The sequence below is a fragment of the Bacillus sp. MN7755 genome (assembly GCF_054771475.1).
This window is the reverse complement of record NZ_BTRL01000012.1, coordinates 42452-60060: the sequence shown is the minus strand read 5'-3', so window position 1 is coordinate 60060 and position 17609 is coordinate 42452. Positions and strand designations below refer to the sequence as shown.

The following is a 17609-nucleotide window of genomic DNA, read 5'->3' as shown; positions in this document are numbered from 1 at the left end:
TGAAGTATTTTAAAGGAAAACAATTCGAGAAAGATATTGTATGAATAGCCGCTCGCTATTATTGTTGTTTAAGTTATCATGGTATATTTGAAATTCACGTAGCATATCAGTCTATCTAACAAGCACTACGTGACGAGTTCTTTTATATAGGTGAAGTTAATTGTGCATATATATTCGTTATAAATTGTTTTTATAATGTAATCCATATAGGTTTTTCCTGATAATATAATGTGGGATATTATAGTCTTATTAGGTTATTAGGAACATTTAATGCTGTTTCACAACTGAAAGGGAATTGAAAAAAAACTGAAACTTTTCTCATAAAAATTCAATCTAACTTGAAAAATGAAAGGAAAATGAAATTTTTCACAAGATATTCTTTGTTAAGATAAAAAGCATACATAAATAAAGTGTTGACATATCTTAAAAATGTATTTTCAAGATATAGTGGGGGAAAAGATGAGATTAGAAAAACAATTAATAAAAAAGATGTATTATGAAACATTCCTAATGGAGAATGAAACAAAACCAACTCTTGACGTACTTGGACAAGCTTATGTAAACGAAGAAAAAAATGAGATTTCTGATGGATCTTATATTCGTTTTGCGCAAGGTGAATTTTATTATCGCCATCAAGATTTTGAAGCAGCTATTTTTAAATGGGAGAAGGTTAGTAATGAATTAGCACCATGGGCACAAAAAAATATTGCGGATGCTTATTTCGAACTTAATCAATTAGCAGTTGCTGAAAATGTTTATACTTCCATTACTACTGATAATAAAATATTGATGACCGAGATTGGACTACAATTACTTTCTCTTTACATAGAGCAAAATAATTTTGACTCAGCTTTCTCTGTTATTAAAGAAGCAGTTTCCTTAAATCCTGATTATCCAAATGTCACAAAAATTGCCCGTTCTTTTTATGAGGAACAGCAAGATTTTGATAGTGCAGTAGAGCTTGCTGTGAATGAGTTAATTCGAACAGAATCTTATCCATGGTTTGAGGTGTTAAAAGGATATATTGATAAAGGATTTACTAAACATATTTCACCAGATTATTTTTATGATGCATTAATTACATTAAATAATGTAGATCAAGTACAATTTACACAAATGGTTTCATCACTTTGGAACAGTTATAGAAATGAACAAAATTACTTATTATGGCTTAATACAATAAATGAGTTTTTCTTACATATTGAAATACATTCGTCCGATATATGGGACAAAATTTCTTCTCTTTACGAAGAAACGTACTTTGCATTAATTCAAGGGCAATATATGCTTAGACAATTACACGATATCATTCCAAATCTTTTAACAAATTGGTTAAAAGTAGTCAATCCATCTTATGCTGTATTTCCATCAGCAGCTGTATTGGCATGGGAGGAGATTTTCCCTTCCAAAATAGATTCAGCAAATATAAAACATGCGGAAAACCTAATGTCATATTCTATTAATCATGTGAATGGTTTAGAGTACAGTTTACATCTTTTTGATTCTATTACACAGTGGGCACAAAAGCACAATATAGAAATAGGTCACCGATTTAGATGGTTAGTTGACGAACTCGCAGATTTAAGAACAACTCGTATTTTAGTAACGGGAACTTCAGGGAACGGAAAAACTACATTTATCAACTCTATATTAGGAGAAAATATATTAGAAAAATCAATTTCAAATGTAGTAGTTTTAAAAAATGATGCTCATACAGAAATTAACGCCATAACAGACGCTGCAATTACAACAACGGAAGATGTCTCTGATTACCATAATATGATGTCTCAGCACCATCAAACATATAGAGATAGAGCATGTGTTGAATTTAAATTACCATGCAGATTTTTAAGTGAAAATAAACTTACATTTGTAGTTACACCTGGCTTTAATAGGAATAACGACACTAGGGATGAGGTATTTGAATATCTAAATTCTGTGGATGAATTATTGTTTGTATTGAATGCGGATTCACCTTTTACTGATAAAGAGCGTGATATTCTATTAAGCATTCAAGAACATACACCAAATTTACAAGTGCATTTCTTATTAAATAAAATCGATAACATTTATAGTGAAGCAGAAGTGAAAAGAGTATTACATGATACGGCAGCGAGAATAAACACATATTTCCCGCATGCGAGAATTTTCCCTTACTCTTCGTTATATACAAGTAGTCAGCAATTGAATGAATTAACAGAGTTTATTCATTTTAACTTTAATCATAAAAATATCGATGCAGAACGTACTGAAAAGCTATTGTTTTTCATTCGAAAAACAATTACATATCTTTTAGATAAACGAGTTGAGAAAGAAAATAATCTAGTGGATGCTATGAATTGGAATGAGGATATGCTAGTGAAACTAAACGGTAGCATTAATAACCTTACTGCATTTGAGAGGGAAAAAATTCATTTCATTACACAATCATATCGTTCAATGAAGACTGAAATTACAAATGATCTTACCGAAAATATTCCGAAGATATTAAAGAGCTGTTCTAATTTAATTAGTGAAGAAAGCGATTTCGGGCGCATGGATACGGAACTAAATAAAGCAATGAATGAAAGAGTGCATAAATATTTAGAACAAACTGTATTACCTAATCTTGCTCTTTCTATGCAAAATTGGATTGCAACTTCTAATAATGAGCTTCTTCAAAGTCAAACGTATTTAGAAGAACTTAGTGAAGGGCTTAATTCACTATTTGGAGAAAATAGAATACAGTTAGAATGTGACTTTAAAGTGCTTGATGACTGGCGTAGAGATACTGACAGGATGACGACTAGAATACAAATGGATGAAGTAAATATTTTACGTCGATTTACGCCAGCACAATTTTTACTGAAAAGTGCCGGTAAATTATTTGGAGTTCTTCCTAAAAATAAATCTATGCTGTATAACAAATACAAACAGTATGTAGAAAATGAAGATTATACCGAGGTAACGGATTCTATTATGAAGAAGTTTTTCTTGCAATTTGAGCTGTTTGAAAACACACAAGAGCGAGATATTAATATATTCTTTAGGAATCCATTTAACTCCTTGAAACAAGCTGTAGAAAATATGCAATTAGAAATACAAGAAAAACAAGAGATGTTACATAAAATGAAATCAAATCCTGAAGTTTATCATGATTCTATCGTGCTCTTTGAATTGAGATTACGTCAATGTGAAGTGATTTTACATATAGGTGATGATCATACCTATACAGATGTAACTTTAGAAACAAGCGTAGAATAAAAGTTAAAAATTTCAGGTTTTTTATATGAAATTGCATCATGTGTTATAAGAGAATAAAAGGGAGCAACTGTAATGAGTTGCTCCCTTTTTATATTTAGATTATTTTTCTATTTATTTAATTTTAGTTTGTACTTCGCCAGTTTTAATTTTATTACTTTCTGAGAAACGTAATAAATCGCCTTCAATAATTTTGTCAGACATTCGTAATTCATTTTGTGCACGGTTAATGAGTGCTTGCGCTTCTTTCTTTGGTAAATTTACAATTTCACCTGTTATGCGGTCATAGAAAATATTGTTTTTGTAAGCATACTTGTCTGTAACGAAGCTACCATCACGTAAAACAACAAAGCCAGTATATTCATCTGAAAACATATCATGACCAAAACGGATATCGTTCGTAGTATCAATTCCTAATAAATTTAGAATAGTAGGTTTCATATCAATTTGCCCCGTAGGCTTTGATATAGTTTGACCTTCTGTCTGTCCAGGGATATGAATATATAAAGGTGTGCGTTGTAAATTTAAAGTGTCAAATTCTGTTATTTGATCTTTTTCTAAAAACTGTGCCATTGCGCGATTATGTTTTTCAGAAATGCCATAATGATCACCATATAAAACAATAATAGAATCATCATACATTCCCTCGGCTTTCAAACGCTCAATAAATTTTTTAATTGATTCGTCTAAGTAACGTGCTGTTACGATATAACGATCAAATACGCCATTACCAGAGTTGTATGGTTCAATGAATTTTGTATCTTCATCATACGTAAATGGATAATGGTTTGTTAGAGTAAGGAAACGAGCGTAAAATGGTTGATTAACAGTTTTTAATATATCTACTGATTGATCAAAGTATTCGATATCTTTTAAGCCCCAATTTAAATTTGTTTCAGGCGTAATTTTGTAATCAAGTTCATTATAGTAACGATCATAACCGAGAGCAGAGTACATGATATTACGATTCCAAAATGTTGCGTTATTCGCATGGAATACAGAAGTGAAATAACCTTGCTGACGTAAAATTTCTGGAGTCGCAGTATAATCGTTGTTACCGTGTGTGAAGAATACAGCTCCTCGATTTAATGGATACAACGACGTATCGATGAGAAATTCAGAATCGGATGTTTTTCCTTGTCCAGTTTGATGGAAAAAATTATCAAAGTAATAGCTTTCATTTATGAATTCATTCAAGAATGGCGTAACTTCTTGGCCATTGACCGATGCACCTATTAAAAAGGTTTGCAAGGATTCAAGAGTAACGACAATTACGTTTTTTCCTTTCGCTGAACCAAACATATTAGGGTTTGGTTCACTTTGGTTTGCCTTTACATAGTTTTCTGTTTCTTGTAATTTGCTACTATCAGCAAGTGCTTTTTGTGATCCTGCTTTTACTTGCAGTGTTAAGTCATATACTTGATGAGTGTATAGTCCTAAATTTTTAACAAGCATGACTCGGTCGAATGATCTCGTTAATAGTTCAGGTCGTTCTTTTTCTGCAAGATGTAGATTTGCAGAAAATACACCAATCGTTAAGAGAAAATATAACAAGCGTGCCGAATGAGTTACACGTCCTGTTTGGAAGACTAGTGACTTCTTCTTTAATAAAATAAAGAAGAAAATAATGTCTACGAATGCGAGAATAATTTTGTAGTTCAATATTTCTATAATACTGCCGCCTAATTGGCCGAAGTTTGATGTTTGTCCAAGTACTGGTAACGTAACGAAATCACTATAAAAATCATAGAACATTACATTCCCAACGAGAACAATTGTTAATAAGAAATTGATACATAGCGCGATATAATTTCGTTTTTCACCGGTTGCAAATAATGCTAGTCCGACAAAAGCTAATGATGCAGCGAGAGGGCTAATAAACAAAATAAGCTCTTGTATAGAAGACTCAATTTTTAAATCAAAACTGAATCTTGTAATAAGATATGTTTTTAACCATACTGCTAAAGCAATTATTAAAACAAAGCTTATATTTTGCATTTGTAAATTGATTTTATTTTTCATTTTTACACCTTCTTTATACATTTTATTTAACTTGTGTTATATATTATGTTTTTATAACTATTAGAGTATAATGAACCATTTAACTTATGTTTTCCAAAGGTAATAATATGAAGTATTCACATACGTACAATGGGGAATTTTAAAGCACAAATCTATTTTTTAGAAGCAGAACAGAAAAAGTCATAGTTGTAGTAAAAAATACTTATAGACATCCTAACATATTAAACACTATGATGAAGTTACAAAATATCGAACAAATGAAAGTGGAAACGAATAGAGACTTGTAAAACTGTTGACATTCAATTTGTTAGAATGGAATGTCAATAGTTTTACATACATAGTTATGTTACATATGTATCTCATAAAATCCCGATTCTTTGCGGGATAATCGTTAGGGGGGGAGGGATAAGGTACATAAATAAAGCGTTGTGAAACTGAAAATATTTAATTGGTATCTTAATTAAAGAATTTAAACCGTAGATAAACATTTTCCAACATACAACCCACTTGCAGCAGCTTGAGATAATGAATGAGTGACGCCTGAACAATCTCCAACTAAAAATAGTCCATGCACACTTGTTTCAAAATGGTTATTGAGTTTTATCGTAGGAGCATAGAACTTTCCATCAATTCCATATAATAAAGTATCTGTATCGATCGGTTCTTGGATGAATTGTTCTAAGCGTAATAAAAATTCTTTAAGTCCTTCAATATATAATGGAGGAATTTCTGTATTCAAGTCTCCATAACCTCCTTGTAGTGTAGGCTGTATATGGTTATGTTTCATGTCGTTCGCTGTTGTAGGCTGTTTATTTAGTAAATCCTCTAAGCGCTGTATAACAATCCGATCTCGTCCTTGGTTAATGCCTTTAATAATTGAACTTGCGTATACATTTGCTTCTTTGAGAGTTGGAAAATAGCGAGGAATAAATAAAGTGAAATTTAAATTAGAGGTGCCAGTTCCTTGCTCTCGAAAATTTTGACCGTCAGGCATAACTAAACCTTCTTCGTACTTTCGAATGATGCGTCCTTGTGGATTCATACAGTAAGTAGTTGCTGTGAAATACTCACCTTGATAAGAAAGTTTTGTTTCAAAAGTATCTTTTAATATAGAACGTAATTGATGTTCTTTCATTTCTACTCTAATTCCTAAATCTACACGTGTTTGCTCCTGAGAAATATTTAGAGAACTGCACATTTCTTTTAACCAATCGGCCCCAGAGCGCCCAGTTGCAAATACTAGTTGCTTAGATTGAACTGTTCCTTCATTTGTCTCTATTGTAAAATGATCTTCCTGTTTCAGAATATGTTGTACATCTATATGAAATTGGATCTTTATTTTCGTCAGTAAAAATTCATAGAGCTGCTGAAAAATATTACTGGAAAGTGTAGTACCAAGATGTCTTACTTCTGTTGTGAGCATTTGTAAACCACACGCTTCAGCTCTCTTAGTGAGATTTGAATTTTCAGTAGAATATTTTGAGACAGAACTTCCACCAAACTGGCATAGAATTTCATCTACTTCAGCCATGAGTTGTATAAAGACCTCTTTACCGACTTTTTGCTCAAGTTCTCCGCCAAATCCGTTTGTATAATTAAATTTCCCTTCAGATTTTCCTAAACCACCAAACCCGAAATATTTATCACATGTAGTACAATTGCATGTTTTCCCTTCGTCTAAAGGACAATGTCGATCTTCAAGCGCTTTACCTTTATCAAGAATTAAAACCTTTTTGTTACTTTTAGCTAGTGAATAAGCCATAAAAATGCTACTTACTCCAGCACCGATAATTGTAACATCATACATATTCTTTCACCTGCTAACGAATAGTTTGTTTTTTATTTTTCTAGTGTATAACAATTTTATGAAGTTAAGAAATAGCTTTTATTAATAAAGAGGGAGTTTTTGAACTTGATGCTTTTTTAATTTCTCCGACTGGTGGAGTAAATACAAATGTTTTTATTTGAAAGAAGAGATAGTTTTAAAAGATCACTATGTCATATGATTAATAAAATCTTACATATAAAAAAACAGACCTTTTAAGTGAAGAGGTCTGTTAATGATTTTAAATCTTATTTAGCGAAGACGTGGTTACCAATTACTGCTACTGTTTGACGTGTCGTAATCCATTTGTCTGTTGATGTTTTCGGATTATAGAAATAAAGCCAATCAGAATGTATTCCATTTGTGGAGATAGCCTCTTCTACTGCCATTTTTGCTTCTGGGCTTGCAGGGTGATTAATTCTTCCATCTGTAACAGGAGTAAATGCATATCCATATTTAATAGGTTCGTAAATAACGCCTGTTATTGTATTTGGAAAACCTTTTGCGTTTACACGATTTAGGATAACTTTTGCTACGGCTACTTTTCCTTTATACGATTCGCCACCTGCTTCAGCAGTAACTAAGCGTGCCATTAAGTCTTTTTCTTTTTCTGAAATGTTTGAGTTGATTTTTAAATGTTGTCCTGTATAAAGTTTGTTTCCGGCTGTATTGTTAATTTGTTTTATAGATTGAACGGTAACATTGTAACGCTTTGCTATCGTTTCTAATGAATCTCCCGGTTGTACTTGATAAATAATTTGTCCAGAAATGTTCACAGGTTTTGCGTTTTGAGGAACAATGTTTTCATTTGAGTTCACGGACCCTGGAATATGTAACTGTTCGCCAATAAAAGTTTGATCGGTTCTTTTATTATTAGCCTGTTTAATGGATTGTATTGAAACGCCGTATTGTTTACTAATGCCCCAAAGTGTATCGTTCTTTTTTACTGTATGAATGGTAGAGGCTTCAGCTGTACTTTGACTACATACGAATGTAATTGCAGCCGCAGATAAAGGGATTATATGTTTTATTTTTAGTAATTTCATTGTAAATCCTCCTAAGAAAAAATTAAGGTGAAACTGTTAAGTAATGTAGTTCGAAATGTTTATATACGTTATATATTAATGTAAGTATATTAGCACGTATAAAATAAATAATCATCAAAAGTTTCTTATTCATGTAGTGTAGAGTCCGAATATGAAATATTGCATATGAAAATACATTGAAGTTCATATTTCTGATTACTATAATCTATTTAGTAGAAAGGGAATACGTAATAGAAATAAAATCATTATAGATTAATATAATGATTAATAATTGTTAATAGGAGGATTGATGTAATGAAAATATTTCAAAAAATGTGTGCGTCAACTGTAATCATTACAACACTTTTAGGAATAGGAGGCACTGTCAATAGTGTACATGCTGATTCTATAGAACAGCAGAGTAAATTAGGAATAGAACAAGAAACAGATAAGCAAATCATTGTAAAATTTAAAGCGGATTTGAAATTTCCATATGAAGATGGTATTGAAAAACAAATACGATCTCAAACGAACGATAAAGTAATAAAAGATCTTTTGACAGAATATCCAGATGTAACATTTACTCGTTTATTCACATCTGTAAGCCCGGAACAAATACAAAACCTTGAGGTGAAAGCACCCAATAATGTATCTACAAGTTTATTAAACTACTATATTCTTCAAACTCAAAATAGTGGGCATGAAGAAGAACTAGTAGATAAGTTAAAGACATCTTCTTTAATAAAAGATGTGTATATGAAGAAACAAGAAAAAATAACACCACCGGAGGTACAACCATTAAGTATATCTTTTAATCCGAATAACAATCCTAGATATGAAAAACAAGGTTATCTTGAAGCAGCACCATACGGTATTAATGCGCCTTTCGCCTGGGGAGTTCAAGGCGGTAAGGGAAGCGATGTCACCTTTGTTGATATGGAATATGGATGGTTATTAAATCATGAGGATTTAGTACATCAAAATATTGAATTAATGTCTGGAATAAATATAGATCAACATGTCGGTCATGGGACGTCTGTACTAGGAATTGTATCCTCTGAGGACAATAAAATTGGGAATATTGGGATTGCGCCAAAAGCGAAAGCAAAGGTGATTTCTCAAATAAGAGATAACGGACAGTATAATACAGCTGATGCAATATTAAGTGCTGTGAATCAGTTAGAAGCTGGAGATGTTTTATTACTAGAGGCACAGGCTTCCTTTGATGGATATGGTGATAAATATTTACCTGTTGAGGTACAACCAGATATCTTTGATGCAATTCGTGCTGGTACAGATAAAGGTGTTGTCATTATAGAAGCTGGAGCAAATGGTTGGAATGATTTAGATCAATTTAAAGATAGAAATGGTAAACAAATTTTAAATCGTAATAGTAAAGATTTTAAAGATTCAGGTGCAATTATGGTAGGAGCGGGCTCCTCATCTTTCCCTCATGAGCGTATGTGGTTTTCGAATTATGGAAGCCGTATTGATGTGTATGGCTGGGGAGAAAACGTAGATACAACTACAGCTGAGCAAAGTCGAAGTGCTGTAAATCTTTATACATCTAGCTTTAGTGGCACGTCGAGTGCTTCGCCTATTATTGCCGGAGCAGCGACTTTAGTACAAAGCATTGCTAAAGAAAATTTAGGACAACCATATAGACCGAGTAAACTAAGAGCAATATTAAGCAACCACAACACAGGAACAAAATCTAAAGATCCATATTCAGATAAAATTGGTGTTTTACCAGATTTGAAGTCTATACTAGTAAACTTAGGGTATGGACAAAGAAAACCAAACGGTGGGAATGAGTTACAAGTAACAGAAAATGAACCAAATAATGAGCCTAGACAGGCAAATAAAGTTAACATTCATACACCGGTGAAAGGAACGCTACATAATAGTGATAATGTAGATGTATTTACTTTCCAAATTGACTCACCAGAAAATATTAATATTTCTCTACTAAATGAACAAAATATCGGAATGACATGGGTACTTCATCATGAATCAGATTTAAATAACTATGTAGCATATGGTGAAAATGAAGGAAATGTAGTTAAAGGTACTTATAATGCAAGGCCAGGTAAATATTATTTATACGTCTATAAGTATGAGAATAAAGATGGTTCATATGTATTGAATATAAAGTAAACGAAAGGAACTTCAGATGAAGTTCCTTTAAATTTTTCTGATTCAGGATATGTGAATGATTTTTTAACTTTACTTCTATGCAATATTTCATACTTATGAAATGTTATTTATTTTTTACTCACCAGATTATATTATATTCAATAAGTTTGATATAAAACAGAAAAAGGAGGAATAATAATGAGCAGTAAGAAATTTATTTTGAAATTATTCATATGTAGTACGATATTTATCACATTTGTATTTGCTTTACATGATAAGCAAGTAGTTGTAGCAAGCTCTGTTAATGAGCTTGAAAATTGGTCAAAGTGGATGCAACCTATACCTGATAATATCCCATTAGCACGAATTTCAATTCCAGGAACACATGATAGCGGGACGTTCAAGTTGCAAAATCCGATTAAGCAAGTATGGGGAATGACGCAAGAATATGATTTTCGTTACCAAATGAATCATGGAGCTAGAATTTTTGATATAAGAGGACGTTTAACAGATGATAATACGATAGTTCTTCATCATGGGCCATTATATCTTTATGTAACACTGCATGAATTCATAAACGAAGCGAAACAATTTCTAAAAGATAACCCAAGTGAAACGATTATTATGTCTTTAAAAAAAGAGTATGAGGATATGAAAGGGGCAGAAGGTTCATTTAGTAGTACGTTTGAAAAAAGTTATTTTGTTGATCCTATCTTTTTAAAAACAGAAGGAAATATAAAATTGGGAGATGCTCGTGGGAAAATTGTACTACTAAAAAGATATAGTGGTAGTAATGAATCTGGAGGATATAATAATTTTTATTGGCCAGATAATGAGACGTTTACCACAACTGTAAATCAAAATGTAAATGTAACCGTACAAGATAAATATAAAGTGAGTTATGATGAGAAAGTAAAATCTATTAAAGATACGATAAATGAAACGATGAACAATAGTGAGGATTTAAATCATCTGTATATTAATTTTACAAGCTTGTCTTCTGGTGGTACAGCATGGAATAGTCCATATTACTATGCCACCTATATAAATCCTGAAATTGCAAACCATATAAAACCAAAGGACCCTACAAGAGTAGGCTGGATAATTCAAGACTACATAAATGAAAAATGGTCACCATTGCTGTATCAAGAGGTTATAAGAGCGAATAAGTCACTTATAAAAGAATCAAAATGATGAGAGTAAGAAGCGATAAAATACGTCGCTTCTTTTTTGTTTTGCAAAAACTAACAGTAGATATCGTACTTTCATGATAGAAAAAAATAAAAACATACGATATAATCTTACATATAAAATTTGTACCTATAAATTTTATATGTACGAATAAATTTAATTTATTGTAATGAAATGGAGGTATATACTATGAAGTTTCCACATGATTTTTTATTCGGGGCTGCTTCAGCTTCTTATCAAGTAGAAGGTGCATGGAATGAAGATGGAAAAGGTGTTACGAATTGGGATGAATTTTCAAAAATTCCTGGTAAAACATACAATGGAACAAATGGTGATGTAGCTGTTGATCATTATCATCGATATAAGGAAGATATTCGCTTAATGGCTGAGATGGGGTTAGAATCGTATCGTTTTTCTATTTCTTGGGCGAGAATATTGCCGGCTGGAGATGGAGAGGTAAATGAAAAAGGAATCGAATTTTATAACAACTTAATTGATGAGTGTTTAAAATACGGGATTGTACCATTTGTCACTTTATATCATTGGGATTTACCATTGCCTTTAGAGAAAGATGGCGGATGGACAAATAAACGAACAGCAGAGGCTTTCGTAAAATACGCAGAAATTTGTTTTAAGGCATTTGGTGATAGAGTTAAACATTGGATTACTTTTAATGAGACAGTAATGTTTTGTGGATTAGGTTATTTAAAAGGTGCACATCCACCAGGAATACAAAATGATGTTCCAAAGTATTTTCAAGCGACTCATTATGTATTTTATGCGCATGCGAAAACAGTTGCGGTGTACAAGCAGCTGAAACAATATGGTGAGATTGGGATTACACATGTTTTCTTACCTGCTTATAGTGTGGATGATCAAAAAGAAAATATACTAGCAGCAAATCATGCGAATGAATATGAAACGTATTGGTATTATGATCCCGTTTTAAAAGGTGAGTACCCGTCTTATGTTGTACGACAATTAAAGGAAAAAGGGTGGACGCCTAATTGGACGGTTGAAGAATTAGAAATCATTAAACAAAATGCCGAAAAGAATGATTTTATTGGCTTTAATTATTATCAACCAATACGAGTAGAAAGATACGATATGGATATAAAGAGCGAGGAGCATTCTAGAGAAAATTCAACACTTGCTCCAGGTAGTCCTTCTTTTGATGGTTTTTATCGAACAGTTAAAATGGATGATAAAACATATACAAAATGGGGATGGGAAATATCTCCCGAAGGTTTCTTAGATGGATTACACATGTTGAAAGAGCGTTACGGTGACATAAAGATGTATGTAACGGAAAATGGACTTGGTGATGAAGATCCAATCATTGACGGAGAAATTGTAGATGTTCCGAGAATTAAATTTATTGAAGAGCATTTAAAAGTAATAAAGCGTGCAATTGAAGAGGGAATCAATTTAAAAGGTTATTATGCATGGTCAGTGATTGATTTGTTAAGTTGGTTAAATGGATATAAAAAGCAATATGGCTTTATTTTTGTCGATCATAATGATAACTTAAAACGTAAGAAGAAACTTTCGTTTCATTGGTATAAACATGTGATTGAAACGAGAGGAGAAGAGTTATAACAGATAAAAGAGTATTTTAGGAGAAAGTGTATGAGTGCAAAGTATAAACAAATTGCAGATGTGTTAGAGCAAAACATTCGAGATGGGATTTTTAATGAAACGAAAAAATTACCTACAGAAGAAGCGTTGATGAATCGATTTGAAGTAAGCCGTAATACGATACGTAAAGTAATTAGTCAGCTTGTGAATAGAGGTTATATTTTTCAAGTGCAAGGTAGTGGCATGTTTTTACGTGAAACTTCTGTAACAGATTACATTAATTTAGGAAGTTTACGTGGATTAACGAAAAATCTCGTTTCGCAAAATATTGAAACGAAAGTGTTAGAGCTTGAAGTAATAGATGCGGACGAAGAGATAGCAAAGCGGATGCAATGTGAAGCTGGAACTAGGATATATTTTTTGAAGCGCTTAAGAATTGTAGATGGAAAACCATTCTCTATTGAAGTAAGTTATTTCAAAAAGGATATTATTCCATATTTGAATGAAGAAATAGCATTAAGTTCTGTATACAGTTATTTCATTGAAGATTTACGATTAAATATTGGTTTTGCCGATAAAGTTATTAGTTGTGAAAAAGTAAATAAAGAAAATGCCCAGCTTTTAGAATTGAATGAAGGTGATCCGGCGCTTCTTATTGAAAATACTGTGTATCTTGTAAATGGAACAATTTTTGAATTATCTCAATCGATGTTTCATTATGAAAAGACTAAACTTTTAAATCGAATTAATTTTAAATGAAAATTAGCATAAATAATCCTGCGAAAAAGCAACTGATCATAAGTGTTCAGTTGCTTTTTATTTTTAAAGTGGATGAGCAAAAAAACGTAAAAGTGGTTGGTCCGTTTTTTGCAAACATCTATTATGATAAGAGAAGAAAGGTAGTATGTTATCAACGTTTTAAAGAGGAAGTTCTTAATAAAAATAGACTAGCCTTAGAGAGGTGAAAATACAATGAGCTTTGCGATTTCACTAGTCGTTATTATTGTAATTGTATCACTGTTTGGGACCGTACTAGTTGCACGAAATGTGGAGGAGAATTACGGAAAGTCCACAAAGAAAAATGTAAAAAACTTATCAACTATTTATATTATCCTTCTTTTCGTACTACTTGTTGGAGTAACGTGGTATGCGGTAGTGATTTAATAGTTTTTAAAGAAAAAGGTTAATATGGTGTACGATGGAGGAGTATGATTTTGATAAAAAATGAACGCCACGTTTTAATTGTTTTTCCGCATCCAGATGATGAGTCATATTGCGTGGCAGGTACAATTTTGGCTTACGCTCAGCGGAATGTTCCTTTAACTTACGTTTGTTTAACGCTAGGTGAAATGGGGAGAGCGATGGGAAATCCGCCTTTTGCAACACGTGAATCGTTATATGCTATAAGAGAGAAAGAACTAAAGAGCGCTACAAATATTTTAGGGATTAAAGATTTACGTATGATGGGATATCGTGATAAAACTCTTGAATTTGAAACTCCTGGAGAGTTAAGACGTGTAATACAAAAATGTGTAGAAGAATTGAATCCTTCATTGGTCATTTCTTTTTATCCGGGGTATGCAGTTCATCCAGATCATGATGCAACAGGAGAAGCGGTGGTTGAAGCGTTATCTAATATTCCTGAAAATAAAAGGCCAACATTTTATGCGGTAGCTTTTTCAAATAGTCATGAAGTGGAAATAGGTCCGCCACATTTTAAAAATGAAGTAAAAGAATATGTTCCAAAAAAGCTAGAAGCATTGCAAGCACATGCATCACAATTTGCGACTAAAGTAACGGAACTGAAAAGAGAGTATGACGATGGTGTACCAGAAACAGTCGAGTGGTTAGAAAGAGAACCGTTTTGGATATATCCATTCAAAGATAAAAATAAGTGATGCTACAGCAGAAGGTGATGAATATGTATTTTGAATATAAGAATCGAAAGGTTTTTTACAATATAGAAGGGTCGGGTCCTGTCATATTGTTTTTACACGGCCTTGGAGGAAACGCAAATAATTGGTTATATCAAAGGCAATATTTCAAGGGGAAATGGACAGTAATCTCTCTTGATTTACCAGGTCATGGAAAATCTGAAGGGCTAGAAATTAACTTTAAAGAATATGTAAATGTTTTGTATGAGTTATGCAATTATTTAAAGTTACAAAAAATAGTCATTTGTGGACTTTCAAAAGGAGCTAGGGTAGGTATTGATTTTGCTATTCAATATCCAGACTTTGTTTCTAGTTTAATTATTGTAAATGCATTTCCCTATTTGGAGCCTGAAGATCGAAAGAAACGGCTTGAAGTATATGATTTACTTAGCTTACATGATAACGGGAAAACATGGGCGGATACATTGTTGAAGGCGATGGGAGTAGCAAATAATGAAGTAATTGTCAGGGGGTTTTATCAATCTTTACAGTTTATTAATCCGGTGCATATTCAAAGATTATTTGCTGAATTAGTAGATTATGATCAAAGACCATTTCTTTTGAATATTTCATGTTCCGCTTTAATTATAAGAGGGGAACATGATGATTTTGTCCCCGAGAAATATGTAAGAGAGTTTGAAAGACGTTTGAAAAATACAACTTTTATTGAGTTTAAAAATAGTGGACACTTACCTTATTTAGAACAACCGAGCAGCTTTAATATGACGGTAGAAAGATTTTTAAATCATGTAATTAATTAATTAATACTATTATTACAGTCAATACTGTTATTAGTGAGTAAAATATAGTTAGTTTTGAGAGGAGGCAACTATATGGAATGGAAACCAAATCGTGCAGATAAAACGCCTGTATATAAACAAATAGCGGATTATATTGAAAGGGGTATTTCTTCAGGTGAGTTTCCTTCTGATAGCAAGTTACCTTCTGAGCGTATGTTAGCAAAAGAGTTACAGGTGAACCGGAGTACAATAGTAGCTGCATATGAAGAATTAAAATCACTTGGAGTAGTAGAACGGCAAAAAGGAAGCGGAACAAGGGTGAATACAGACATATGGGGTGTTTCACATAAACGAATACCGAACTGGGGTAGGTACGTTGAGGATGGATCGTTCTTACCTAATGTACCACTCGTTCAACAAATTAGGACGGAAACACAAAAAGATGACTTAATTAATTTAGCGAGTGGTGAATTGTCACCAGAATTAATTCCGAGTGATAGATTCCGAACGATTTTGTCGGAGAAAACATTTATGGAAAACCTCGGTTATGACCATCCACTTGGAAATGAAATGTTGCGAAAAACAATTGCAGCACATGTTCAGCAATATAAACAAATTGAAGCAGATTCAAATTCTATCCTTATTACATCTGGAGCACAACAGGCACTTAATCTTATCGTTCAATGCTTATTAAAACCTGGCGATGCGATTGCAATTGAGGACCCTTCGTATTGTTTCTCATTGCCGATGTTTAAATCTGCTGGCTTAAAAATATTCCATTTACCTGTAGATCAGCATGGAATGAATCCAGATGACTTAATTGATTTGCATAAAAAGCATCGTATTCGTATGGTGTTTTTAAATCCAGATTATCAAAATCCAACGGGTACTGTGCTTTCATTAGCGAGACGTAAAAAGATTTTAGAGTTGTCTTCTGAATTTGGTATACCGATTGTAGAAGATGATCCGTATAGTTTAACTTCTTTTAATGGAGAAGTGAATCCAACATTAAAATCAATGGATCAAAACGGAAATGTTCTTTATGTAAGTTCATTATCAAAAATTGTTGCATCAGGATTACGTATTGGTTGGGTAATTGGCCCTACGCGTGTAATAGAACGCTTAGCGGATGCGAAGCAGCAAGTTGATTTTGGACATAGCGTATTTACGCAGTGGGTGGCAAATCAATTTTTAGAATCAGAAGATTTTCATGCTCATATTACAATGCTTCGTGGACAATTAAAGGAAAGAAGAGATGCGTTAATTAGAAAGCTTGAAGAAATATTAGGGGACCAGGTTGAATTTTTTGTTCCAGAGGGTGGAATACATTTATGGTGCAAAGTGCAAGGAACGTTTGATGAATATCATTTATTAGGTGAATCTATACGAAATGGTGTAGCGTTTGTCCCAGGAAGTGTTTTAGGTACTAAGAGTGAATATATTCGATTTACTTTTGGGAGAGTAGATGTCGAACAAATTCAACTGGGAATTACGAGGTTTGCGGAAACGTTAAATGAAATTTCATAATAGTGATGCGTAATATTGAAATGAGGAAAAGAAATGAAGTACGTGACGCTTTTACTTCAAGTAGGCGTGTTATATGTATTTGGCTTAGTTGGTACGTGGATTCAGGGAGTGTTCCATCTATCAATGCCAGGAAGTTTAATAAGGATGTTAATGCTGTTTCTACTCCTTTCTACTCGTATTGTACCATTAAAGTGGTTTGAGGAAGGTGCGGAAAAATTAATAGTATTTTTACCGTTATTTCTAATTCCTTCGACAACAGGGCTGATGGAATACGGGTCTTTTCTTTTCAGTAAGGGGAGTAGTATATTCCTTTTAGTAGTAGTAAGTACAGTAGTGACTTTGATTGTTTCAGGGTATATAAGTCAATTATTAGTAACATCAAAAAAATAAA

The 17609-nt window shown here is 32.7% G+C and carries 13 protein-coding genes; 10 read left to right on the top strand and 3 right to left on the bottom strand.

Going from position 1 to position 17609, the window contains the following annotated elements; translation table 11 throughout:
• Positions 1-459 precede the first annotated feature (459 nt).
• The gene (locus ACYVEC_RS12370) at positions 460-3243 is read left to right on the top strand and encodes a dynamin family protein (RefSeq protein ID WP_460506655.1); all 2784 of its coding nucleotides are present in this window, start codon (positions 460-462) and stop codon (positions 3241-3243) included.
• Between the two features lie 111 nt (positions 3244-3354).
• Here ACYVEC_RS12370 and ACYVEC_RS12365 read toward each other — a convergent pair whose 3' ends face one another.
• From ACYVEC_RS12365 to ACYVEC_RS12355, 3 genes are all read right to left on the bottom strand, one after another.
• Positions 3355-5262: an LTA synthase family protein gene (locus ACYVEC_RS12365; RefSeq protein WP_063221045.1), complete on the bottom strand. Its 1908-nt coding sequence runs from the start codon at positions 5260-5262 to the stop codon at positions 3355-3357.
• Between the two features lie 469 nt (positions 5263-5731).
• On the bottom strand, positions 5732-7069 hold the full coding sequence (locus ACYVEC_RS12360; RefSeq protein WP_063221044.1) for an NAD(P)/FAD-dependent oxidoreductase: 1338 nt from the start codon (positions 7067-7069) through the stop codon (positions 5732-5734).
• A 266-nt stretch (positions 7070-7335) separates the two neighbouring features.
• Positions 7336-8133, bottom strand: a complete 798-nt coding sequence (locus ACYVEC_RS12355) for a cell wall hydrolase (protein WP_063221043.1) — start codon at positions 8131-8133, stop codon at positions 7336-7338.
• Positions 8134-8427: 294 nt separating this feature from the next.
• Between ACYVEC_RS12355 and ACYVEC_RS12350 the strand changes: the two genes are divergently transcribed.
• The 9 genes from ACYVEC_RS12350 (at position 8428) to ACYVEC_RS12310 (ending at position 17608) form a co-directional block, all read left to right on the top strand.
• Positions 8428-10269, top strand: coding sequence for a S8 family peptidase (locus tag ACYVEC_RS12350; RefSeq protein WP_063221042.1), 1842 nt, complete (start codon positions 8428-8430; stop codon positions 10267-10269).
• Between the two features lie 177 nt (positions 10270-10446).
• Entirely contained in the window at positions 10447-11442 is a 996-nt protein-coding gene (plcA, locus tag ACYVEC_RS12345; protein WP_063221041.1) for a phosphatidylinositol diacylglycerol-lyase, read from the top strand.
• 186 nt (positions 11443-11628) lie between these two features.
• Positions 11629-13038, top strand: coding sequence for a glycoside hydrolase family 1 protein (locus ACYVEC_RS12340; RefSeq protein WP_460506648.1), 1410 nt, complete (start codon positions 11629-11631; stop codon positions 13036-13038).
• A 30-nt stretch (positions 13039-13068) separates the two neighbouring features.
• A complete protein-coding gene (locus ACYVEC_RS12335; RefSeq protein WP_063221039.1) occupies positions 13069-13776 on the top strand; it encodes a GntR family transcriptional regulator in 708 nt (235 codons plus the stop codon).
• A gap of 213 nt (positions 13777-13989) precedes the next feature.
• The gene (locus ACYVEC_RS12330) at positions 13990-14181 is read left to right on the top strand and encodes a hypothetical protein (RefSeq protein ID WP_063221037.1); all 192 of its coding nucleotides are present in this window, start codon (positions 13990-13992) and stop codon (positions 14179-14181) included.
• A gap of 53 nt (positions 14182-14234) precedes the next feature.
• Positions 14235-14915, top strand: a complete 681-nt coding sequence (bshB2, locus tag ACYVEC_RS12325) for a bacillithiol biosynthesis deacetylase BshB2 (protein WP_275718959.1) — start codon at positions 14235-14237, stop codon at positions 14913-14915.
• Positions 14916-14938: 23 nt separating this feature from the next.
• On the top strand, positions 14939-15712 hold the full coding sequence (locus ACYVEC_RS12320) for an alpha/beta fold hydrolase (RefSeq protein ID WP_063221036.1): 774 nt from the start codon (positions 14939-14941) through the stop codon (positions 15710-15712).
• 72 nt (positions 15713-15784) lie between these two features.
• Complete coding sequence (pdxR, locus tag ACYVEC_RS12315) at positions 15785-17218, top strand: MocR-like pyridoxine biosynthesis transcription factor PdxR (RefSeq protein ID WP_063221035.1); 1434 nt, start codon at positions 15785-15787, stop codon at positions 17216-17218.
• A 33-nt stretch (positions 17219-17251) separates the two neighbouring features.
• The gene (locus ACYVEC_RS12310) at positions 17252-17608 is read left to right on the top strand and encodes a CidA/LrgA family holin-like protein (protein WP_275718940.1); all 357 of its coding nucleotides are present in this window, start codon (positions 17252-17254) and stop codon (positions 17606-17608) included.
• Position 17609 lies beyond the last annotated feature (1 nt).

Bases quoted from the DNA above. Each gene is read 5' to 3' on its own strand.
- ACYVEC_RS12370 (WP_460506655.1), top strand. From the start codon at position 460: ATGAGATTAGAAAAACAATTAATAAAAAAGATGTATTATGAAACATTC.
- ACYVEC_RS12365 (WP_063221045.1), bottom strand. From the start codon at position 5,262: ATGAAAAATAAAATCAATTTACAAATGCAAAATATAAGCTTTGTTTTA.
- ACYVEC_RS12360 (WP_063221044.1), bottom strand. From the start codon at position 7,069: ATGTATGATGTTACAATTATCGGTGCTGGAGTAAGTAGCATTTTTATG.
- ACYVEC_RS12355 (WP_063221043.1), bottom strand. From the start codon at position 8,133: ATGAAATTACTAAAAATAAAACATATAATCCCTTTATCTGCGGCTGCA.
- ACYVEC_RS12350 (WP_063221042.1), top strand. From the start codon at position 8,428: ATGAAAATATTTCAAAAAATGTGTGCGTCAACTGTAATCATTACAACA.
- plcA (WP_063221041.1), top strand. From the start codon at position 10,447: ATGAGCAGTAAGAAATTTATTTTGAAATTATTCATATGTAGTACGATA.
- ACYVEC_RS12340 (WP_460506648.1), top strand. From the start codon at position 11,629: ATGAAGTTTCCACATGATTTTTTATTCGGGGCTGCTTCAGCTTCTTAT.
- ACYVEC_RS12335 (WP_063221039.1), top strand. From the start codon at position 13,069: ATGAGTGCAAAGTATAAACAAATTGCAGATGTGTTAGAGCAAAACATT.
- ACYVEC_RS12330 (WP_063221037.1), top strand. From the start codon at position 13,990: ATGAGCTTTGCGATTTCACTAGTCGTTATTATTGTAATTGTATCACTG.
- ACYVEC_RS12320 (WP_063221036.1), top strand. From the start codon at position 14,939: ATGTATTTTGAATATAAGAATCGAAAGGTTTTTTACAATATAGAAGGG.
- pdxR (WP_063221035.1), top strand. From the start codon at position 15,785: ATGGAATGGAAACCAAATCGTGCAGATAAAACGCCTGTATATAAACAA.
- ACYVEC_RS12310 (WP_275718940.1), top strand. From the start codon at position 17,252: ATGAAGTACGTGACGCTTTTACTTCAAGTAGGCGTGTTATATGTATTT.